Annotated in this window: 21 protein-coding genes; 5 read left to right on the plus strand and 16 right to left on the minus strand. The window is 54.7% G+C overall.

All coding sequences use genetic code 11. The annotated features are described in order from the left end of the window. Positions 1–8: 8 nt before the first annotated feature. Complete coding sequence (bioD, locus tag ACOQH0_RS10165; RefSeq protein ID WP_042714599.1) at positions 9–704, plus strand: dethiobiotin synthase; 696 nt, start codon at positions 9–11, stop codon at positions 702–704. Here the strand turns inward: bioD and clcB are convergent. The 9 genes from clcB to ACOQH0_RS10210 all read right to left on the minus strand — a co-directional run bounded on the left by clcB (position 639) and on the right by ACOQH0_RS10210 (position 9,723). Then, positions 639–1,949, minus strand: a complete 1,311-nt coding sequence (gene clcB / locus ACOQH0_RS10170) for a voltage-gated ClC-type chloride channel ClcB (RefSeq protein ID WP_421512157.1) — start codon at positions 1,947–1,949, stop codon at positions 639–641. The two genes, bioD and clcB, sit on opposite strands and share 66 nt — an antisense overlap. A 102-nt stretch (positions 1,950–2,051) precedes the next feature. Further along, positions 2,052–3,200 carry an osmoprotectant ABC transporter ATP-binding protein OsmV gene (osmV, locus tag ACOQH0_RS10175; protein ID WP_100166800.1) on the minus strand — a complete coding sequence of 383 codons (1,149 nt, stop codon included), beginning with the start codon at positions 3,198–3,200 and terminating at the stop codon, positions 2,052–2,054. Then, the gene (gene osmW, locus ACOQH0_RS10180) at positions 3,200–3,847 is read right to left on the minus strand and encodes an osmoprotectant ABC transporter permease OsmW (protein ID WP_006808875.1); all 648 of its coding nucleotides are present in this window, start codon (positions 3,845–3,847) and stop codon (positions 3,200–3,202) included. The genes osmV and osmW overlap by 1 nt, the downstream gene beginning before the upstream one ends. Before the next feature lie 8 nt (positions 3,848–3,855). After that, positions 3,856–4,755 carry a glycine betaine ABC transporter substrate-binding protein gene (gene osmX, locus ACOQH0_RS10185; protein WP_237847686.1) on the minus strand — a complete coding sequence of 300 codons (900 nt, stop codon included), beginning with the start codon at positions 4,753–4,755 and terminating at the stop codon, positions 3,856–3,858. A gap of 18 nt (positions 4,756–4,773) precedes the next feature. Next, entirely contained in the window at positions 4,774–5,484 is a 711-nt protein-coding gene (osmY, locus tag ACOQH0_RS10190; protein ID WP_042718248.1) for an osmoprotectant ABC transporter permease OsmY, read from the minus strand. A gap of 270 nt (positions 5,485–5,754) precedes the next feature. Next, entirely contained in the window at positions 5,755–6,498 is a 744-nt protein-coding gene (locus ACOQH0_RS10195; protein WP_214605248.1) for a YoaK family protein, read from the minus strand. A 155-nt stretch (positions 6,499–6,653) separates the two neighbouring features. Beyond that, positions 6,654–7,277, minus strand: coding sequence for a glutathione S-transferase family protein (locus ACOQH0_RS10200; RefSeq protein WP_148399416.1), 624 nt, complete (start codon positions 7,275–7,277; stop codon positions 6,654–6,656). 72 nt (positions 7,278–7,349) lie between these two features. Continuing rightward, the gene (locus tag ACOQH0_RS10205) at positions 7,350–8,546 is read right to left on the minus strand and encodes an MFS transporter (RefSeq protein ID WP_421512341.1); all 1,197 of its coding nucleotides are present in this window, start codon (positions 8,544–8,546) and stop codon (positions 7,350–7,352) included. Between the two features lie 49 nt (positions 8,547–8,595). Beyond that, a complete protein-coding gene (locus tag ACOQH0_RS10210; protein ID WP_421512158.1) occupies positions 8,596–9,723 on the minus strand; it encodes an alpha/beta hydrolase in 1,128 nt (375 codons plus the stop codon). 114 nt (positions 9,724–9,837) lie between these two features. Between ACOQH0_RS10210 and ACOQH0_RS10215 the strand changes: the two genes are divergently transcribed. Then, positions 9,838–10,722 carry a LysR family transcriptional regulator gene (locus ACOQH0_RS10215; protein ID WP_421512342.1) on the plus strand — a complete coding sequence of 295 codons (885 nt, stop codon included), beginning with the start codon at positions 9,838–9,840 and terminating at the stop codon, positions 10,720–10,722. 43 nt (positions 10,723–10,765) lie between these two features. On the opposite strand, the gene ACOQH0_RS10220 is transcribed toward ACOQH0_RS10215, so the two are convergent. Together ACOQH0_RS10220 and cspE are read right to left on the minus strand one after the other, a co-directional pair. Continuing rightward, positions 10,766–10,924 (minus strand): YnfU family zinc-binding protein, encoded by a 159-nt coding sequence (locus ACOQH0_RS10220; RefSeq protein WP_213329513.1) that lies wholly within the window; start codon positions 10,922–10,924, stop codon positions 10,766–10,768. Positions 10,925–11,131: 207 nt separating this feature from the next. Continuing rightward, positions 11,132–11,344, minus strand: coding sequence for a transcription antiterminator/RNA stability regulator CspE (gene cspE / locus ACOQH0_RS10225; protein ID WP_010430585.1), 213 nt, complete (start codon positions 11,342–11,344; stop codon positions 11,132–11,134). Between the two features lie 708 nt (positions 11,345–12,052). Here cspE and ACOQH0_RS10230 point away from each other — a divergent pair. Next, complete coding sequence (locus tag ACOQH0_RS10230; RefSeq protein ID WP_421512159.1) at positions 12,053–12,508, plus strand: hypothetical protein; 456 nt, start codon at positions 12,053–12,055, stop codon at positions 12,506–12,508. 53 nt (positions 12,509–12,561) lie between these two features. Here ACOQH0_RS10230 and ACOQH0_RS10235 read toward each other — a convergent pair whose 3' ends face one another. The 5 genes from ACOQH0_RS10235 to ACOQH0_RS10255 all read right to left on the minus strand — a co-directional run bounded on the left by ACOQH0_RS10235 (position 12,562) and on the right by ACOQH0_RS10255 (position 15,537). Further along, positions 12,562–12,963, minus strand: a complete 402-nt coding sequence (locus ACOQH0_RS10235; protein ID WP_421512160.1) for a YybH family protein — start codon at positions 12,961–12,963, stop codon at positions 12,562–12,564. A gap of 306 nt (positions 12,964–13,269) precedes the next feature. After that, positions 13,270–14,136, minus strand: coding sequence for a DUF2971 domain-containing protein (locus ACOQH0_RS10240; RefSeq protein WP_421512161.1), 867 nt, complete (start codon positions 14,134–14,136; stop codon positions 13,270–13,272). A 348-nt stretch (positions 14,137–14,484) separates the two neighbouring features. Then, a complete protein-coding gene (locus ACOQH0_RS10245) occupies positions 14,485–14,700 on the minus strand; it encodes a DUF6500 family protein (protein WP_010430596.1) in 216 nt (71 codons plus the stop codon). 95 nt (positions 14,701–14,795) lie between these two features. Further along, positions 14,796–15,113: a YebG family protein gene (locus ACOQH0_RS10250; protein ID WP_421512162.1), complete on the minus strand. Its 318-nt coding sequence runs from the start codon at positions 15,111–15,113 to the stop codon at positions 14,796–14,798. A 70-nt stretch (positions 15,114–15,183) separates the two neighbouring features. Beyond that, complete coding sequence (locus ACOQH0_RS10255) at positions 15,184–15,537, minus strand: helix-turn-helix domain-containing protein (protein WP_029485062.1); 354 nt, start codon at positions 15,535–15,537, stop codon at positions 15,184–15,186. Between the two features lie 337 nt (positions 15,538–15,874). Here ACOQH0_RS10255 and ACOQH0_RS10260 point away from each other — a divergent pair, with 337 nt between their 5' ends. After that, the gene (locus ACOQH0_RS10260) at positions 15,875–17,050 is read left to right on the plus strand and encodes an efflux RND transporter periplasmic adaptor subunit (protein WP_421512163.1); all 1,176 of its coding nucleotides are present in this window, start codon (positions 15,875–15,877) and stop codon (positions 17,048–17,050) included. 24 nt (positions 17,051–17,074) lie between these two features. Beyond that, entirely contained in the window at positions 17,075–20,230 is a 3,156-nt protein-coding gene (oqxB, locus tag ACOQH0_RS10265) for a multidrug efflux RND transporter permease subunit OqxB (protein WP_421512164.1), read from the plus strand. Positions 20,231–20,249 lie beyond the last annotated feature (19 nt).

Genomic DNA, 20,249 nt, shown 5'->3' on the forward strand with positions numbered 1-20,249 from the left:
AATGAGTCATGCTTAAGCGTTTCTTTGTTACTGGTACTGATACCTCTGTCGGCAAGACTGTCGTATCCCGCGCATTGCTGCAGTCTCTGGCAGCCAGCGGTAAACGCGTGGCAGGGTACAAACCGGTCGCAAAAGGCAGTAAAGAGACGCCAGACGGATTGCGTAATAAAGACGCCCTGGTGCTGCAAAGCGTTTCGTCCATTGAATTACCTTATCACGCGGTAAATCCTATCGCGCTGAGCGAGGATGAGAGCAGCGTGGCGCACAGCGGCCTGATCAACTACAGCCTGCTTTCCGACGGTCTGGCGAGCCTGAGCGAGAAAGTTGACCACGTTGTGGTTGAAGGTACCGGCGGCTGGCGCAGCCTGATGAATGATTTACGCCCGCTTTCCGAGTGGGTGGTGCAGGAACAGCTGCCCGTGGTGATGGTGGTCGGCATTCAGGAAGGGTGCATCAACCATGCCCTCCTGACGGCACAGGCCATTGCCAATGACGGCCTGCCGCTGGTGGGCTGGGTGGCTAACCGTATTAATCCGGGGCTTGCGCACTACGCTGAAATCATTGATGTGCTGAGCAAAAAACTCCCCGGGCCTTTAGTGGGTGAATTGCCCTACCTGCCGCGCGCCGAGCAGCGCGAATTAGCGCAGTACATCGACCTCTCTGCTTTCAGCAGTATGGGGTCCGTAGACAGAGTCGTGGCGTAACGTCCTCGACAGTACCGACGCGACGACGCACGCGACCAGCAAGCCGGGCAGTAAAAAATACTGCCCGGTCATTTCACAGACCATCAGTGCCGACATAATCGGCGCATGCGTCGTGGCAGCCAGCAGCGTTGCCATACCTGCCAGCCCCAGCAAAATTGCCGTCTCAGCGCCTGGAAACCACAGCGCGGATAGCTGCGCAAACAGCATTCCTGTCGCCATGCCGACAAATAACGTCGGTGTGAACACCCCGCCGGGCGCGCCCGAGCCGCTGCTTGCCAGTACCGCCAGCAATTTACAGATAAACACGCCTGCAATCACCGACAGCAACGGCGGGGCGAGAAGAAAAGCCTGAACCACACTGTAGCCATTCCCCCACACCTTCGGCGTCAGCAGCGACAGCAGCCCGACGATCAGCCCGCCCAGCGCCAGCTGCCACGGCGGCGAAAGCTTAAGGCGCAGAAACAGAGCGTGGCTGTAGGACATCAGCCACATCAGCAGCGGACCGCACAGCCCGGCCAGCAGTCCCATGCCGACAATCAGGGAATAATCCACAGCCGTAAGGCTCTCGCTGAGGTGGACCTGATAAAGGGTGTTTGCGCTGGGGCTGAGCAGGCGGGTCGTAAGCAGCGCGACCACTGCAGCAATCACCACCGGGCCGAGCGAGGCCAGCATCAGCGTGCCAAACAGGATCTCAGCGATGAACAGGCTTCCGGCTAAGGGGGCGTGGTAGGCGCTGGCCATCCCGGCGGCGGCCCCGCAGGCAATCCACAATTTCCATTCTGATTTAGGGGTAAAGCGCCGGGCGAACAGGGAAGCCGCGAGGGCGGCAAGCAGGATCATCGCCCCTTCACGCCCGATGGCGCTGCCGCTGGCGACCACCAGCAAAGAAGCGAGTGATTTCACCAGGCTGGCACCGTAATCAAACTGTCCGTCTTCAGTTTCCAGCGCTTCCATATAATCGGTTGGCGCGTGAGGCCGTTGCGCGGTAAACCGTTGCCATCCCCAGAGCAGCAGCCCAGCAGCCAGACCGCCCAGCGCGGGCGTCAGCACCCGTCGCCAGGGCGATAATGCGGCGGCGGCGTTCACCAGGCTGCCGCTGTCGTTGCTTAGAAACAGCCACTCCAGCAGATACATGCTGTGGCGGAATACCGCAACGGCCAGCGCGGCCAACACGCCGGTGACGGTGGCAATCAGTAATCGGCGAAACATCGCGCGAATGTCGGGGTAGGCGTGAAGACGTTGCATGGGTCGCGAGTCAACGGGAAAGATACAATATTGTGGCGGGAAATCGTGGGGTTAGCAAAAGGTATGCGTGCGAAAAAGCCGGGCGATGCCCGGCCTGAAAGATTAACTCTCACTATGAATATTCAGCGCCCGGCGCGTACGCCCTGAACTCAGGTACTCGGCAATATAGTCCTGAGAAATCTCGCCGTTGTAGCGCCCGTCCTCATCCACAATCGGCATCCAGCTGGTATTGCTCTCATACAGACGTGAAAGCACCACGCGCAGGTTGTCTTCCGCTTTGCCGGTCATGCGGAACGGATGCAGGATGTCGCCGCAGGTACCGCTGGCGTTACGCGCTTCTCGACGCTTCACAAAGCCCAGCGGTTTGCCGTGCTCATCGACCACGGTAATCGCGCGAATGTCATTATCATCCATGGTTGAAAAGGCTTCGGGAAGCGGGGTAGAACCCCGCACCGTAATGGTCGGCTGCTGGTCGGTCACGTCTCCTGCGGATACCAGCAGCAGACGCTTCAGCGTACGGTCCTGACCGACAAACGAGCCGACAAACTCATTCGCCGGTTTCGCCAGCAGTTCATCCGGGCTGGCGCACTGCACGATTTTCCCCTGACGGAACACCGCAATGCGGTCACCGAGCTTCAGGGCTTCGTCGATATCGTGGCTCACCAGCATGACGGTTTTTTTCAGCTTGCGCTGCATCTCCAGGAACTGGTTCTGGATCACCTCGCGGTTGATCGGGTCCACCGCGCCGAAGGGTTCATCCATCAGCAGCACCGGAGGATCAGCCGCCAGGGCGCGGATCACGCCGATACGCTGCTGCTGGCCGCCGGACATCTCGCGCGGGTAGCGGTTGAGGAACTTATGCGGATCCATCGCCACCATATCCATCAGCTCTTCGGCGCGGGTTTTGCAGCGCGCTTTATCCCAGCCCAGCATGCGCGGCACGACGGTGATGTTCTCTTCGATGGTCATGTTCGGAAACAGGCCAATCTGCTGGATCACGTAGCCAATGTTGCGGCGCAGGGTGACGGTGTCCATCCCGCTGGTGTCTTCACCGTTGATCAGGATTGTCCCGCTGCTCGGGGTAATAAGGCGGTTAATCATCTTCAGCGTGGTGGTTTTCCCACAGCCGGAAGGGCCGAGCAGGACGCACATTTCCCCTTCGGGCACGTTCAGGTTTACGTTATCAACGGCCTTAAAGGTCTGGCCGTGCTTCTGTGAAAATTGTTTGGTGAGGTTTTCCAGTTTTATCATTATCGAATCCCCTTTGGAGTCAGAACCACCTGCAGACGGTGCAGCAGCCAGTCGAGCACAATCGCTAAAAGACAAATCATCAGCGCGCCCGCGATCAACATGCGAATATCACTTCCGCCGATGCCGTTGAGCAGCAGCAGCCCCAGACCGCCCGCGCCGATCACGGCGGCAATCGCCATCACGCCAATGTTCATCACCACGGCGGTGCGGATCCCGCCGAAAATCACCGGCAGCGCCATCGGGATCTCAACCCAGCGCAGGCGCTGCCAGAAGGTCATGCCGATGCCGCGCCCGGCTTCGCGCAGGCCAGGCGGCAGGCTGTCGAGCGCCGTATGGGTGTTACGCACAATCGGCAGCAATGAGTAGAGAAAAACAGCGGTGATTGCAGGCAGGGCACCGATACCCTGACCGATCAGCGAAAACAGCGGGATCATCAGGCCAAACAGAGCGATGGACGGAATGGTCAGCACGATGGTGGCTATCCCCAGCACCGGCGTTGCCAGCCACTTGTGGCGGACAATCAGAATGCCCAGCGGTACGCCAATAATGATGGCTAAACCTACGGCCAGCGCCACCAGCCACAGATGCTGCAGCGTCAGGGTTAAGAGGTAATCCCAGTTGTCCAGAATGTAGTGAATCGTCTCCATAGCGCCTCCTACAGCAGCTGTTTGCTACGCAGGAAATCTCGGGCGACCTGCTGCGGTGACTGATGGTCGATATCCACCTTCTTATTCAGTTCGGTGATAGCGTCGTTGTTGAGCTGGGCAGAGAGGGTGTTGAGCGCCTCTTCCAGTCCTGGGTTGGCCTCCAGCGTGTCTTTACGCACCACCGGCGTCACCGCGTAGCTCGGGAAGAAGCCTTTATCGTCTTCCAGCACCTTGAGGTCGAAGCCTTTCACGCGCCCGTCGGTGGTGTAAATCAGTCCGGCATCGACAAACCCGTCGCGTACGGCGTTGTATACCAGGCCCGGGTCCATCTGGCGGATCTGTGGGCGATCCAGCGCCATGTTGTAGGCCGCCTGAAGCGGCTTCATGCCGTCGCTGCGTCCGGCAAACTCCAGGTCTAAGCCCAGCAGCCAGTTTTTGTCCGGGTTGGTTTTACGGATCTGCTCAATCTTCGCCACCATCTCCGACATGGTGTTGATATGTTCCGCCTCGGCGCGCTTGCGCTGCATGGCAAAGGCATAGGTATTGTTCATGTCGGCGGGCTTGAGCCAGACCAGACCGTGCTTCGCGTCCAGGCGTTTCACCGTCTCGTAAGACTCCTGGGGCGACATGCGCTTGTTGATGTGGTTAAAGATGATCAGCGACGTGCCGGTGTACTCCCAGGTCATGTCAATCTGCTTGTTGATCATCGCGTTGCGGGAGATCACCGTGGCAATGTTGGTTTGCGGCTGTACCTGAAAACCTTTCTTTTGCAGGTACTGCACGGTCATCGCCGAGAGAATGTGCTGCTCGGTAAAGCTCTTGGTCGCCAGAATCAGCGGGGCCGCCATCGCCTGGCTGGTGAACAGCGCCGCGGCACACAGCGCCGTCAGGCTGGAAAACAGTCTCATAAAAGCTCCTTATTATTGTTATCGAGCGAGATGGGGACTCATCGCGCGACCCAGCGCCGCCAGCAGGGTATCGAGGATCAGGGCGAACAGGGCGGTTGCCGCCGCGCCGAGGATCAGGGTCGGGAAATCGTTTAAGTAAATACCGGGGAAAATCAGCTCGCCGTAGCTGCTGGCACCAATCAGGAACGCCAGCGGCGCGGTCCCGACGTTGATGGCGGTGGCAATGCGGATCCCCGAGAGCATGACCGGCCAGGCGGCTGGCAGCTCAACCTGACGCAGACGCTGCCATTTGGTCATTCCGATGCCGTTTGCCGCTTCCAGCAGCGACGGCGGGACCGAGCACAGCCCGGCGTAGGTGTTACGCACTATCGGCAGCAGCGAGGCGAGGAACAGGGCGATGATGGCGGGCGTATCGCCAATGCCAATCACCACCATCGCCAGCGCCAGAACGGCCAGCGGCGGCAGCGTGTTGCCGACGTTGAAGATTTGCATGACGTATTCGGCGATACCTCGCGCCGCAGGGCGGCTCAGCAGGATCCCGCTCGGAATACCGACCAGCAGGGCAAAAAACATCGACGAGAAAACCAGAATCATGTGCTGTTGCCCGAGATAGACCAGGTCAACCTGGCGCGCCCTGATCGTCTCCAGCCCAATGCCCCAGACGAGGAGGGCGAGAACCACGATAATGGCGCCGACAAACAGCAGCGAACGTTTGAGTAATGGGTGCATTGCGGTGTGTCTCCCTGTGCGCATGCGTTATAGCAACCACCGGTTGCCTGTTGTTATGCCATGTTTCGGCAGGGGTATTTCACCTATAGCAAGCGTTTGGGAAGGGTTCCAGCGAAGGGGTAAAATCAGTAACCCTATGAAAACAGTGACAACCTCGGGTTAAGCCTTATGGCGTAAGGGCTGATAGAGGTGCAGACAGAATAGTCCTAAAGCGCTTTTTTAAAAGTGACACCGTCACATTAAAAAAGCGCTTACACCGAATATCGATCATCATCTGCATTGAGAAGCACGAACCCGTCGAACCCGCGTCGAGACGGTGATAATTGAAACGATAGCGACCACGGCGAGCATCAACCCGAGCGCCAGCATGGCGTTAAACCCGATCCACCTGAACAGCAGCAGTCCCGCGATACCGCCCGTAATAAACGAGAAAAGGGTGGTTAAGTGGGTTTTCAACTGGCTTTTTTGTGCCGCCGTATCTTTGGAGTAATCTCTGCGGAGCATTGCCACCAGTACGGAGGCCAGGGATATTCCCGCGTCTGTCAGCGTCCCGGTAATGTGCGTCGATCTCACCCGTCCGCTGGACAGCTGCGTGGAAGTGGAATTATGAATGCCCATCAGGCCGCACAGAAAAAGAATAATTTCGCGGTTGCTCGTGAGGGTATGAAAAAACATTTCGTAGAAGGAGACGCCGGTCAGCAATATCCCTTCGACAAACAGGATCTGGCAAAAAACCAGCCGGACGTTATGGATAATGCCCCATATCACGATCGTGCGCGCAATAATGGCGCCTGCGACAAAGGAGAGAATAATCGACCCAAAGAAAATCATATCGCTCAGGTCGGTGGAAGAGACTTCGCTGGATAATTGTGAGGTGTTGCCGGTCATGTGTGAGGGGAAAAAACCAAATGCGCCGAGGGCGATGGCATTCAGTAAACCTGCCGAGGTCGCCAGCCAGAGAGCAAGCCGGCGATCCTCCTTATGCGTTCGTTCTTTCTTGAGTCTAATCAGCAAGAATACCTCCAGGTTGAGCGTTGCCTGAATTGTCAGGCTAGCAAAGCAGTGCAATGGGCTGTCCAGGATATGACTTAATTATTATTCCCTCTGATACGTTTCAGGGTTTAGTAATTAAATAAAATATCCTTGCTCAACATGGGGGCGTAAATACTTTACATCATGCCGTTATTGCCGTGACGCAAAAACGCCGGGCGCTGGTTGAGACGTTCAAACCAGGCCTCAATCGCGGGCACGTCGGGCTTATCAAACGGCGTCATCTTCCAGCGATTCACCGACAGCCCAAGCACCACGTCCGCAAGGGTAAACGTCTCGCCCGCTGCAAAGGCTCCGGTGCGCTGCAGCTGGTTTTCCAGAATGGTGATGCAGTGGTTCCACTCTTTTATTCCCGCCGCAATGCGCCGAGGGTCGTTAAAGTCCGGGTTTTTACGCCCCAGCGCCGGGAAGACATAGCGCCAGGCGTTATTGAATTCGGTTGCCTGCCAGTCCATCCAGCGCTCAACGTTGGCGCAGGCCTGCGGCTCTGCGGGCAGCAGGGTATGACGTCCGGCCTTGCGCACCAGATAACGGCAGATGGCGTTGGACTCCCACAGCACGAAATCACCGTCAATCAGTACCGGCACCATGGCGTTGGGGTTCAGCGCGCGGAAGGCATCCGTTTCCGTTGAGGCAAAACCGCTGCCGTAGTCTTCCTGCTGATACTCGAGGCCTGCTTCCTCGCAGGTCCAGAGCACTTTACGAACATTGATAGAGGTGGTTTTGCCGAGGATGTTAATCATGTCGCCGCTTCTCTTCAAAGTGATGAATCGTTTAAAAACAATACACCAGCGGTGAAGAAAAGCGTCAACAAATCATCCGGCGAGTGATTTGTGAAGACGCGAAAGCAGAAGCGTCAACACAACCGCGCCCAGGAGCAATATTCCGCTCAATGCAAACGTGCTCTGCCAGCCGCTATGATCAAACACCATACCGCCCGCCGTTGAGCCGAGCGCAATGGCGAGCTGGATCACTGCGACCATTAACCCGCCACCGGCTTCGGCATCTTGCGGCAGCGTTCGCGCAATCCATGTCCACCATCCCGTGGGGGCCGCCGTCGCCAGCATCCCCCAGAAGCTTAACAGCAGGGCAACGATCCACAGGCTGTGACCGGTCAGTATCAACACGCTGGCAATGACGGCCATCAGCAGGGGAATGGCGATTAACGTCGGGTAAAATGCCGCGTTCAGAACCATGGCAACGAGCAGTGTGCCAACAAAACCCGCGACGCCAATGGTGAGTAAAATCAGCGATAAGCCAGAGGGACTGACCTGCGTGACGGTTTCAAGAAACGGCCGCACATAGGTAAAGAGCGCAAACTGCCCCATAAAGAAAAGGCCGCAGGCCAGCAGACCCACAGAGACCGCTCGCTGACGGAACAAACGAAAAACGCTTCCACGCGAGGCATCGTACTGATTCCCTTTCATACCCGGCAGGCTAAAACACTGCCAGATGAAGGCGACTATCGCTACAGGAACCAGGCACAGGAAGGCACCGCGCCAGCCAATGGTGGCGCCGAGATAGCTCCCCAGTGGGGCTGCCACCACTGTCGCCAGCGCGTTCCCTCCGTTGAATATCGCCAGCGCGCGCGATACCTGATGCTGCGGAACAAGGCGAATGGCCGTTGCGGCAGACATGGACCAGAACCCACCTATTGCGATACCGATCAGCGCGCGGCCTGTCATGTAAACCAGATAGTTTGGGGCGAAAGCGATAATCATCCCCGAGAGCGCCATCAGGATCGTCATGCCCAGCAGAAGGTGTTTGCGGTTCATATTCCCGGCAAGCCGGGAAAGGAAGAGACTGGTCAGAACCGCCAGCGCGCCGGAAATTGCGATCCCCTGGCCAGCGAGCCCCTCTGTAACGCCCAAATCTCTGGCAAGGGGCGTGAGCAGGCTGACGGGCATAAATTCCGAGGCAATCAGGACAAATACGCACAGGGTCATGGCAAAAATACCGCCCCAGTGCGCGCGTTTCTCATTCTGTAAGGTGGTAGGGTTCAGAGTGGACATAGTCATCTTTCACGAAGCACCGCCCGCTCAACACGGGCGGCGGAGAGGTTTATTTCAGGCTGGTTTTGAAGAACTGCTCAAACTGGCCGAACGGGATCTTCCCGGCAACGTTGTCGTAGAGGTCGACATGGTTTGCGCCCGGAACAATCACCAGTTCCTTCTGCTTGCTGCCGACCGCTTTAAACGCATCTTCCGCAAAGTAGCGGGAGTGTGCCTTTTCACCGGTTACGATAAGCGTCGGGATAGTAATTTCCCCGGCATAGCTCAGCAGCGGCATATTCATAAAGGATAATGGTGTGGTCGCGGTCCACGCGCCGGTGGAGTTGACGGAGCGCGCGTGGAAGCCGCGCGGCATGCGGTAGTAGTCATAGAACTCCTTCAGTACCGGGTGCGGGTCTGCTGGCAACGCCTCTGGCAGAATACGTTCAGCCGCCGTCACCTTGCCGTTCTCATCGACATAAATGTCGTGGCCGCCGTGCGCGAAGGTCCCGTTCTCAGCATCTTTCCAGCGCTGTGCGTTCAGATACTGCAGAACGGCACGGCGGTCAGACGTTGAATAGCGATCTTTCCCGTCGCCCACGCCGTAGCCCATCGCCCGGCTCATGTCGTACATCACGCTGGTGGCGACCGCTTTCACGCGGGTGTCCATGGAGGCCGCATTCAGCGCCATACCGCCCCAGCCGCAGATGCCGAGAATACCAATGCGGTTACGATCAACCTCTTTCTGCAACCCCAGGAAGTCCACCGCCGCGCTAAAGTCTTCGGTGTTGATATCCGGAGACGCGACGTTGCGCGGCTGGCCACCGCTTTCGCCCGTATAGGACGGATCGAACGCCAGGGTCACAAACCCATTTTCTGCCAGGGTTTGCGCATACAGGCCGCTGGACTGCTCTTTGACCGCGCCAAACGGCCCACTGACCGCAATCGCCGCCAGCTTGCGGTCGCCGCGGTTTTTGGGAAGATACAGGTCGCCCACCAGGGTGATCCCGTATCGGTTCTGGAAGGACACCTTACGGTGATCGACTTTGTCACTTTCGGCGAAGGTTTTATCCCATGTGCTCACCATCGAAACAGGTGCGTTTGGGTTGGTGGTTTCTGCATAACTCATTGTTGTCACTCCACTTAATGATGCACATAGCAGCATCGCAACGGACAGTTTTTGGGTAAATATTTTCATGGAAATGAACCCTGGGTTGTTGTGTTGCGGTCATTATAGTTAGCAGAAATAGTGCTGATTAGAGGGCGAAAGCTGCTAGGATTCATATCATATTGTTATAAATAGGTAGGCATGATGGCAAAACGGGAAAACTATAATGAGCTGTACCTGTTCATGCAGGTGGTACGGGAGGGGAGCTTCACGGCGGCCGCGCTTCGGCTTGGGCTGGCGCAATCCGGGATAAGCCGCTCGGTTCGCGAGCTGGAAGAGCGATTAGGCGTTCAACTTCTGGTCCGCACCACGCGCAAGCTCTCGCTCACCCATGCCGGGGAACAGCTTTATCAGACCGCCGAGTCTGCATTCGATACGCTCGATACGGGTCTGGCGACCCTGGCACACTATCGTCAGACGCCGTCCGGCACGGTGCGTATTAATGCCAGCCAGCACGCTATCGATAAATGTCTGCTGCCAAAGCTCGCCATTTTTAAACAGCGTTACCCGGACATCAGGCTGGAACTGATGAATGAAAGCCGCTTCGTCGACATTATCGCCGAGCGGTTCGATGCGGGTGTCAGACTGGGGCCGGAAGTGGGGCAGGGAATGATTGCCGTGCGTATCACGCCTGATATGGAAATGGCCGCAGTGGCTGCCCCGGAACACTTCAGACGCTACGGTTTTCCGCAGACGCCAGCCGATTTAGCGGCTCATCCCTGCATTGCCTACCAGTTTGCCGACGGTAGTGACTATCAGTGGGAACTGGTGCAGGACGGGAAAAAAATCACCCATCGGCCAGAGGGGCAATGGGCGCTGTCTGACAGCTACATGGAAGCCGAAGCCGCCCGGCTGGGGCTTGGGCTGGCCTATGTTCCGGTGGAGCTGGTGGCTGACGATCTGGAGCGCGGAACGCTGATCCGGGTGTTGCAGCGCTATAGCCTGCGCATGGACGGGTTGTATCTCTATTATCCGCACCGCAACGTGTCGCCTGCCCTGAGGGTGGTGATCGACACGCTGAAAATATAGCTTTATTTCAGGGATAAAGAGAATGGCAGGAACACGCCTTCATTCATTTGGAAGATTTAAAGAGGGTATTGCAAGACGGACAGACAAGTTGAGAGCCTTTCTGAACGCGGCTAAAGCTGTGTTCTGAATCTTTTGCACAGCCTGGACATGTGCATTTCACTAAATAATTACGATGAGTTTGTGTTTTTTTACGTACTGACATAGGGAGCTCCTGCTATAAGGGGACAAAAACAATACACGATTAAAATGATGATGACTTATTATTTAACAATATTTGAAGAGATGAAGACGTCAGGAAGTATAAATAAAAAACCCGCTCGGGGCGGGTTCATTTTATTATCAGTAGCACATAACTGCTCAGGCCAACGCCTTCATCGCTATCGTAAGCGCCACTGATAATGAGCACCTGTTACAGTGCAGTGACGTTACCGGCCGCAGGGCCTTTAGCGCCATTTTCAATGGTGAAGGACACTTTCTGACCTTCATCCAGAGTTTTGAAGTTATCGCCCTGGATTGCAGAGAAATGCACGAATACATCTTTGCTGCCGTCGTCAGGAGTGATAAAGCCAAAACCTTTATCTGCGTTGAACCATTTTACTAAACCAGTCATTTTATTAGACATAGATAATTCCTTAATTTATGAGCCACATAGTGCGGCGATGATGGCCTGTATTGAGAGAGTTACTTATTTGGCACTTAGGAGAAGGCTCATGAAGAAGGGGATATCTAAGGATAACACCTGAACTGAGGACTGCTTTACTAAAACTGCTTTCATAAGGTCTGTTTTCCAAACCGATGACGCTATTAAGACATAGAATATTTATTACCGCAATGTAAATATTATTTTATTTTAACCATTTAAACACCCGGATGGCTGAATGGCTAATAATATCCTGAATACCCTATTAGCTGCCGCGGCCTGGCGACAACCCAATATCCGCACCGTAGCGTGTCGTGTCGCCTGCGCCTGGAGCGGTGATTGATACGCTTAAAATATAGGGCAGCGTTGTCATTCTGGAAGGCGCCTCGCAAACCGCAAAGTAACCTTATGAAATTAAGTGTTATGTCTTTTCCTCAACGGGTCGCGGTCGTAAAGTGCCTGCGTTGCGGCACATCCGCAATCGGGCGTAGGAACCCGCATCTACAGAGCGATATTTATATGTCGCGACAGCGCCGATCTCGTTAAAATTGCGGTGGCGCTGACGGAGCAGCCGCAAGGCTGGCCGTTTTCTCTGTGGGCGGTATTCCTACCTCTGTCAGCGCTACCCCCTCGAGCGTAGGAACTCATCGGGTGGTTCACCCAATTTTTATACACTGAGGATGCCTTACGATGGCTACTATCCCAACCCTGACTTATCTTCCGTCTGACGAAAACGTCATTCTGCAACTTATCTCCCGACCACTACCGGCTGATGCCGATCTATTTGACGTCGCCGACAACTGCGCCGCGCTGGTGAGCGTGCTGGTCGAAACCGATGATCTCACGAGCCGTACTGCGCTGTGCGAGCGTCTTCTTCAGGCCCTGCACAGGCTGCGTAAACTCTGCGATGTCGATCTTCCTCCCCACCTGATAGAACAGTTGATCATGGGTGAGAAACTGAACTCCTGCGTACCGGACTGCTGGCAGGACACCCTGACTCAGGTGGACTATGTTCTGGCGCTGACGCAAGCGGTGATGGGGGGCACGCTGCCCGCTCACGTAGCGAAAGAGCTAACGGGCCTGCTGCACGATATGGTGTGGCTGCTGGCTGAGTTTGTGAAGGAGCCGCGCATTACTGCGCATTAAGGACGCTAACGGGCAGGGGCGGCAGCGCCCCTTTGAAGCCATGATTAACGTGATCAGTTCCCGGTATCCAGAAGCGACGTACCGTAGGAGTTGTCGATAGTACAAAGCCAGCGACCGTCGCTTTCCTGCCGGAAAACATATGTCGCGCGACGCGACATTTCTGTTGTCCCTCCCTGACCATCAGGAAAACGCAGTACGGTTTCCATGATAACGAGGGCATTGCCGCCACCTTCGATTACCTGCATCTCCCCTTGTTCGACAATCAGCTGGCCCTGAAAATAATCCGAGATGGCAATAAACGCGCTGCGGATATTGTCTTTGCCTTTCACGGTCATGCCGGGCTTGACCACCAGAGCCGCGTCGTCGGCGTAGTACTCCATCAGGGCGTCATAGTTTTTGGTGGTGATGGCGTGGTCACAGGATTCAATGATCTTGCGTAGCGGATGTGGGGTCATGCGCGTTTCCTCGTTATGGAGTAAACAGGTATTAACGTAACAGCCTGGTACGTTTGTATAGCTACCAGGTTTTATGGCTGGTAGCGTTGGGGGAGGTAACGTTAGGTCTGCTAAGAGCAAGGAGCGGACATTAATTTAACTATGTGATGCAAATTCTCCTCATGAACTTTTTCGCGAAATTATATATATTTCTCCATTGCAAAAAAAACGTTACCACTTGATAAATCATCACAATTAAATTGTATTACCCCGAAAAAAATATCACATCCAAAACCCAATTAAATATATTATGTTACAGTCAAAGTGTTAAATGATACTTTCAAATTTAACTTTGTATTTAGCCTTATCAGGATAAGCAACAAACATTGAAAGATTATTCTTTCTGCAAAACTTCAGGACCATCCTTGCATTATGACAAGGCATCTTACCCCCAACTATTATTGCTTTAATAGCCGATTTTGGGAATGATACTAGCTGTCCATTAAGTCTTTTATTGGGATCAACTATATTTCTTATTTCACCTTCATACTTCCAGCTTATATGCTTTTGGAATAAATACTTTTGGGATTTTAATCTAACCAACCGCCCTTCAGATAAAATATGCTCTGAGTTTTTAAAATCAAAAGATTTGAATTCATTGATTACAGGAATGGTTTTTAGATCATCGTGATTGAACTCAATAGGATGAGTATTGTAAACCACTGGTTTTAAATTAAAATTTTCGTGATTCTCAAAGGACTTTCTGCTATATGCAATGCATACTCCTCTCATTCCATCTGCATAATGTGACCACATGAGAGGTGATTCCATGTTTTCACTAAAACAACAGACTAACAAAGTATTTACATAGTCATTTAAGGCTATAGTTGAGCGTTCTAGATTTTCCATTATTACCCTGTGAATACCCTGTACACCATAATTTTTTTCGTCCATGAGCATTATAAACAACTCATCTTCATTTAATATTTTATATTTCAAAGCGTAATTGATTAAAAGAGACTTATCTTTGCTGTGTAATTTATCCCAACTAACTATAATAGGGAATTCGAAAGGGTCGTTCAATCCCTCGATATTTGAATGCCATATTTCAAAATTGACTACTTCTCTTTTTGTATTTTTGTTAAAATTCCTATATCTGAAAATACAGGTTTCTTTTAGCTCTGTTAAAGTCATTTTTCTCTCATTATAAGAAAATCAGCCACATACTAATTTTAAGATATTTGCATAGCATAAATGGTTAATCTAATCTAGTAAATAACTTAGAGCACACTACTGACAAGCTCCCGGCTGAATGATTCACCGTGAATCTAACAATGTCCGCTTCTGGCACAAAGCGGACCGCACCACGAACAAAATTACGCTGTTAGCGCCAACGTCAAAGAAACAGCGGATACTGCACAACGCGCGATCAGAAGCAGGCTTACGTGCGCAGCGGCCATTGACAGACTGGTCTCAGAGGAGTTATGCGACGGCTAGAGCGATGAAATTCCGCAATGTTACCGGCCATCTCGTTTTAGCGTGTTACAGGGCTAAGACAAGGTTTCTGATCTTTTCAGCCTTTTCAAAATGGTCCAGTTTCATCTCCATAATCCACCAGTGCGCCACTTCCATAAGCAGTTCAGGATCGTCATTTTTATTAGCAAAAAAAGCATAAAACGAAAGCCCAACATGGCTTCCCTTCGAGGCAATTTTTGAATCACAGATCCGGATGATTTTTTCCTTCATTCCTTGCCGCACGTCATCTCCTTTACTCTTTTCATGTTCGGGCTAAAAAAAGCCGCAAGCAGATGGCTGCTTGCGGCTACAGGATCGTTGATGACGCATTCTGAGAATCAGGCCGCTTTTACAGCCCTGATCTTTTTCGTGTCAGCCGCATCGGATTCAGTTTTATCCGTTGCAGTTGGGGCAGTGAGATCGGGAAGTTTGCTGGTACGTAGAATATGCTGCACGGTCTCTTTCTGCTCGGCGAGATACAGGCCAAGATTTTCAGCCTGCGTTTCATCCATCTGCATTCCGCTTTGCAACAGCCAGTCGGTGAACGCGTCTGCCATATCGAGCAGCTTGTCGTGAGCGTCAGCTTCTTTCTTACTGGCAAAAGTCATTTTCTCTTCACCTTTTCTTACGACAACAAATTTTGTTTCAACAGCCATCGTGCACCTCGCTATACTGTATTTATATACAGTATAGCAGCTACAGATCGAAGTTGCAGCAAAATATGCATTACTGGCGAAGCTGTTGCGTTTCCGGGCCACCCATACTCCGCCGCCATGCCCCAGGCGCCTGACCATATTGACGCTTAAAGCTGCGGTTGAAGGACTGCTGGGAGTCAAAGCCCAGCGCGATCGCCACGTTCAAAATCGGCTCGTCGCTGTGGGTTAAGCGCTCAACCGATTTTTGCAGCTTTTGCGCGCGAATATACCCGGCGAGGGGATAGCCAGTATGTTCCTTAAACAGACGCTGAAGGTGCCATTTTGAGTAGCCGGAACGCCTGGCAACGGACTCAATATCCAGACGGCTATCCAGGTTGTTGTCGATCCAGTCGAGTAAATCGTGCATAAATGCGCCAGTGTTCATCTGGTTATCCTCATGCTGCCTGTATAAAGGTATCTTTATCTGTTGCATTTAAAGGTGGCGCGTTTTTATGTTAATTGCAAGTTTTATTATTGCATTTAAATCCCTGAGCGAAACGGGTGTTTTAACATCGACTCAAATAGCACATAAAGTGCAACAATTATTCTTGCACTTAATTAAGCGCCTTCCTACAATCGCCGGGAATAGTGTATTCGCAACTGTTACAGTTTTGTGGCGATGAACGACACAAATGGCCTTAAGCCAGCCACCGGACAAAGGAAGTGGCGCAGCGCCTCCCGCTGCGTCTTGCCCGGCGGCTACAATTACCGGAATAAAAATAATGAGCCTGCAAAAAACCTGGGGTAACTTTCATCTGAGCGCGCTGGGGGCGATGTTCGCCTCCGTGCTGCTCGTCGGGTGTGATAACAGCGTCGCGCAAAACGCCGCGCCACCTGCGCCCGCCGTCAGTGCCGCTAACGTGGTCGTGAAATCCATCAGCCAGTGGGATAGCTTTAACGGCCGGATCGAAGCGGTGGAGAGCGTTCAGCTACGCCCGCGCGTTTCCGGCTACATCGATAAAGTGAATTACACCGACGGCCAGGAAGTGAAGAAGGGCGAGGTGCTGTTCACCATTGATGACCGAACCTATCGCGCCGCGCTGGAACAGGCGCAGGCGAACCTGGCGAGAGCCAAAACGCAGGCCAGCCTGGCGCAAAGTGAGGCTAACCGTACCGATAAGCTGATCAACACTCACCTGGTCTCACGGGAAGAGTGGGAACAGCGTCGCTCGGCCGCCGTTCAGGCGCAGGCCGACATTCGCGCCGCGCAGGCGGCGGTTGACGCGGCTCAGCTCAACCTGGACTTCACCAAAGTGACCGCGCCTATCGATGGTCGTGCCAGCCGGGCGCTGATCACCAGCGGGAACCTGGTAACCGCGGGTGACACCGCCAGCGTCCTCACCACGCTGGTCTCGCAGAAGACGGTGTACGTTTACTTTGACGTGGACGAGTCAACCTACCTTCACTATCAAAATCTGGCCCGCAGCGGGCAGGGGGCGTCCAGCAATCACACGGCGCTACCGGTTGAGATTGGCCTGACGGGCGAGGAGGGGTATCCCCATCAGGGCAAAGTGGATTTTCTGGATAATCAGCTAACGCCGAGTACCGGCACCATCCGCATGCGTGCGCTGCTGGATAACGCGCAGCGTCAGTTCACGCCGGGACTCTTTGCCCGCGTACGCCTGCCGGGCAGCGCGGAATTCAAAGCCACGCTTATCGACGACAAAGCGGTGCTGACCGATCAGGATCGCAAGTATGTTTACGTGGTTGATAAAGAGGGCAAAGCACAGCGTCGCGATATCACACCGGGACGTCTGGCAGACGGGCTACGCATCGTGCAGCAGGGGCTGAACCCTGGCGATAAAGTTATCGTCGAGGGTTTACAAAAAGTGTTTATGCCGGGTATGCCGGTTAACGCCAAAACCGTTGCCATGACCGCCACCAGCGCCCTCAACTGATCCCTTGACCTGAGAATCCAACCCATGGACTTTTCCCGTTTTTTCATCGACAGGCCGATTTTTGCCGCGGTGCTGTCGATTCTGATTTTTATCACAGGGTTAATCGCCATCCCGCTGCTGCCGGTGAGCGAATATCCTGACGTCGTGCCGCCAAGCGTGCAGGTGCGCGCGGAGTACCCGGGCGCCAACCCGAAAGTGATTGCTGAGACCGTGGCGACGCCGCTGGAAGAAGCAATCAACGGCGTTGAAAACATGATGTACATGAAGTCCGTCGCGGGTTCCGACGGCGTGCTGGTGACCACCGTGACCTTCCGTCCGGGGACTGATCCCGATCAGGCGCAGGTTCAGGTGCAAAACCGCGTCGCGCAGGCCGAAGCGCGTCTGCCGGAAGACGTGCGGCGTTTGGGCATTACCACCCAGAAACAATCCCCGACGCTGACGCTGGTGGTGCATCTGTTTTCGCCCAACGGTAAGTACGACTCCCTGTATATGCGTAACTACGCCACGCTGAAGGTGAAGGACGAGCTGGCACGCCTGCCCGGCGTTGGTCAGATCCAGATTTTCGGCTCGGGTGAATACGCGATGCGCGTCTGGCTGGATCCCAACAAGGTGGCGGCCCGCGGGCTGACCGCTTCGGATGTGGTCACGGCGATGCAGGAGCAGAACGTGCAGGTATCCGCCGGGCAGCTTGGTGCCGAGCCGCTGCCGAAAGAGAGCGATTTCCTGATCTCCATTAACGCCCAGGGCCGTCTGCATACCGAAGAAGAGTTCGGCAATATTGTCCTGAAAACGACGCAGGACGGTACGGTCGTTCGCCTGCGCGACGTGGCGCGTATCGAAATGGGGTCCGGCAGCTATGCGTTACGTTCTCAGTTGAACAACAAAGACGCGGTCGGGATTGGTATCTTCCAGTCTCCAGGGGCGAACGCCATCGATCTGTCTAACGCGGTGCGCGCGAAAATGGACGAACTGTCGACCCGTTTCCCGGAAGATATGAAGTGGGCGGCACCTTACGATCCGACCGTTTTCGTGCGCGACTCCATCCGCGCGGTGGTGCAAACGCTGCTGGAAGCGGTGGTGCTGGTGGTGCTGGTGGTGATCCTGTTCCTGCAAACCTGGCGCGCGTCGATCATACCGCTGATCGCGGTGCCGGTTTCGGTGGTGGGGACCTTCAGCATTCTCTATCTGCTGGGCTTCTCGCTGAATACCCTGAGTTTGTTCGGGCTGGTATTAGCCATTGGTATCGTGGTGGACGACGCCATCGTGGTGGTGGAAAACGTCGAGCGAAACATTGAAGAGGGGCTTGCTCCGCTCGCGGCGGCGCATCAGGCGATGCGTGAAGTGTCCGGGCCGATTATCGCGATTGCGCTGGTGTTGTGCGCAGTGTTTGTGCCGATGGCGTTCCTCTCGGGCGTTACCGGGCAGTTCTATAAGCAGTTTGCGGTGACGATCGCGATTTCCACGGTCATCTCCGCCATTAACTCGCTGACGCTCTCTCCGGCGCTGGCGGCACTGCTGTTAAAACCGCACGGCGCGCCGAAAGATTTCCCGACCCGGCTTATCGATCGTCTGTTCGGCTGGATTTTCCGTCCGTTTAACCGCTTTTTCCACCGTAGCTCGAACGGCTATCAGGGGCTGGTGGGCAAAACGCTCGGCCGACGCGGCTCGGTATTTGTGGTGTATCTGCTGCTGCTCTGTGCCGCAGGCGTCATGTTTAAAGCGGTTCCCGGCGGGTTTATTCCGACGCAGGATAAACTGTACCTGATTGGCGGCGTGAAGATGCCGGAAGGTTCATCGCTGGCGCGCACCGATGCGGTGATCCGCAAAATGAGCGAAATCGGGATGAATACCGAAGGCGTGGATTACGCGGTCGCGTTTCCGGGGCTGAATGCGCTGCAGTTCACCAACACGCCGAATACCGGGACGGTCTTCTTTGGACTGAAGCCGTTCGACCAGCGTAAACATACTGCGGCGGAAATAAACGCGGAGATTAACGCGAAAATCGCGCAAATCCAGCAGGGCTTTGGCTTCTCCATCCTGCCGCCGCCGATTTTAGGGCTGGGTCAGGGGTCGGGGTATTCCCTGTACATTCAGGATCGCGGTGGTCTGGGTTATGGCGCGCTGCAAAACGCGGTAAACACCATGTCCGGTGCGATTATGCAGACGCCGGGGATGCATTTCCCGATCTCGACCTACCAGGCTAACGTACCGCAGCTGGACGTGCAGGTTGACCGCGATAAGGCGAAAGCACAGGGTGTGTCGCTGACCGATCTTTTCGGTACGCTGCAAACCTATCTGGGCTCGTCGTACGTGAATGACTTCAACCAGTTCGGGCGTACCTGGCGCGTGATGGCGCAGGCCGACGGGCAGTTCCGCGACAGCGTGGAAGACATTGCGAATCTGCGCACCCGCAATAGCCAGGGTGAAATGGTGCCGATTGGCAGTATGGTGAATATCACGACCACCTACGGCCCGGACCCGGTGATTCGTTACAATGGCTATCCGGCGGCGGATCTGATTGGCGATGCCGACCCTCGCGTACTTTCGTCCTCGCAGGCGATGGCGCAGCTGGACGGAATGTCGAAGCAGATCCTGCCGAACGGGATGAACATTGAATGGACGGACCTGAGCTTCCAGCAGGCGACGCAGGGCAATACGGCGCTGATCGTCTTCCCGGTCGCGGTGCTGCTAGCGTTCCTGGTGCTGGCGGCGCTGTATGAAAGCTGGACGCTGCCGCTGGCGGTGATCCTCATCGTGCCGATGACCCTGCTCTCCGCGCTGTTTGGCGTCTGGCTGACCGGTGGCGATAACAACGTGTTCGTGCAGGTAGGGCTGGTGGTGCTGATGGGGCTGGCGTGTAAAAACGCGATTCTTATCGTGGAGTTTGCCCGCGAGCTGGAAATGCAGGGCAAAGGCATTATGGAAGCCGCGCTGGAGGCGTGCCGCCTGCGTTTACGCCCGATTGTGATGACCTCCATCGCCTTTATTGCCGGGACCATTCCGCTGATCCTCGGCCACGGTGCGGGCGCAGAAGTGCGCGGCGTTACCGGGATCACAGTCTTTTCCGGGATGCTGGGGGTGACGCTGTTTGGTCTGTTCCTGACGCCGGTGTTTTACGTGACGCTGCGTAAGTTCGTGACGCGCGGCAAAAAAGCGGAAAGGGATGTTCTGCCCGCGTAGGGATGTTGCAGATAATAAA

The organism is Enterobacter sp. JS8-1 (genome assembly GCF_049187015.1).
Lineage (GTDB): Bacteria > Pseudomonadota > Gammaproteobacteria > Enterobacterales > Enterobacteriaceae > Enterobacter > Enterobacter mori.

Excerpts from the sequence above, each read along its gene's own strand:
- bioD (WP_042714599.1), top strand. The coding sequence starts at position 9 with ATGCTTAAGCGTTTCTTTGTTACTGGTACTGATACCTCTGTCGGCAAG.
- clcB (WP_421512157.1), bottom strand. The coding sequence starts at position 1,949 with ATGCAACGTCTTCACGCCTACCCCGACATTCGCGCGATGTTTCGCCGA.
- osmV (WP_100166800.1), bottom strand. The coding sequence starts at position 3,200 with ATGATAAAACTGGAAAACCTCACCAAACAATTTTCACAGAAGCACGGC.
- osmW (WP_006808875.1), bottom strand. The coding sequence starts at position 3,847 with ATGGAGACGATTCACTACATTCTGGACAACTGGGATTACCTCTTAACC.
- osmX (WP_237847686.1), bottom strand. The coding sequence starts at position 4,755 with ATGAGACTGTTTTCCAGCCTGACGGCGCTGTGTGCCGCGGCGCTGTTC.
- osmY (WP_042718248.1), bottom strand. The coding sequence starts at position 5,484 with ATGCACCCATTACTCAAACGTTCGCTGCTGTTTGTCGGCGCCATTATC.
- ACOQH0_RS10200 (WP_148399416.1), bottom strand. The coding sequence starts at position 7,277 with ATGATTAACATCCTCGGCAAAACCACCTCTATCAATGTTCGTAAAGTG.
- ACOQH0_RS10205 (WP_421512341.1), bottom strand. The coding sequence starts at position 8,546 with ATGTCCACTCTGAACCCTACCACCTTACAGAATGAGAAACGCGCGCAC.
- ACOQH0_RS10210 (WP_421512158.1), bottom strand. The coding sequence starts at position 9,723 with ATGAAAATATTTACCCAAAAACTGTCCGTTGCGATGCTGCTATGTGCA.
- ACOQH0_RS10215 (WP_421512342.1), top strand. The coding sequence starts at position 9,838 with ATGGCAAAACGGGAAAACTATAATGAGCTGTACCTGTTCATGCAGGTG.
- ACOQH0_RS10220 (WP_213329513.1), bottom strand. The coding sequence starts at position 10,924 with ATGTCAGTACGTAAAAAAACACAAACTCATCGTAATTATTTAGTGAAA.
- cspE (WP_010430585.1), bottom strand. The coding sequence starts at position 11,344 with ATGTCTAATAAAATGACTGGTTTAGTAAAATGGTTCAACGCAGATAAA.
- ACOQH0_RS10230 (WP_421512159.1), top strand. The coding sequence starts at position 12,053 with ATGGCTACTATCCCAACCCTGACTTATCTTCCGTCTGACGAAAACGTC.
- ACOQH0_RS10235 (WP_421512160.1), bottom strand. The coding sequence starts at position 12,963 with ATGACCCCACATCCGCTACGCAAGATCATTGAATCCTGTGACCACGCC.
- ACOQH0_RS10240 (WP_421512161.1), bottom strand. The coding sequence starts at position 14,136 with ATGACTTTAACAGAGCTAAAAGAAACCTGTATTTTCAGATATAGGAAT.
- ACOQH0_RS10250 (WP_421512162.1), bottom strand. The coding sequence starts at position 15,113 with ATGGCTGTTGAAACAAAATTTGTTGTCGTAAGAAAAGGTGAAGAGAAA.
- ACOQH0_RS10255 (WP_029485062.1), bottom strand. The coding sequence starts at position 15,537 with ATGAACACTGGCGCATTTATGCACGATTTACTCGACTGGATCGACAAC.
- ACOQH0_RS10260 (WP_421512163.1), top strand. The coding sequence starts at position 15,875 with ATGAGCCTGCAAAAAACCTGGGGTAACTTTCATCTGAGCGCGCTGGGG.
- oqxB (WP_421512164.1), top strand. The coding sequence starts at position 17,075 with ATGGACTTTTCCCGTTTTTTCATCGACAGGCCGATTTTTGCCGCGGTG.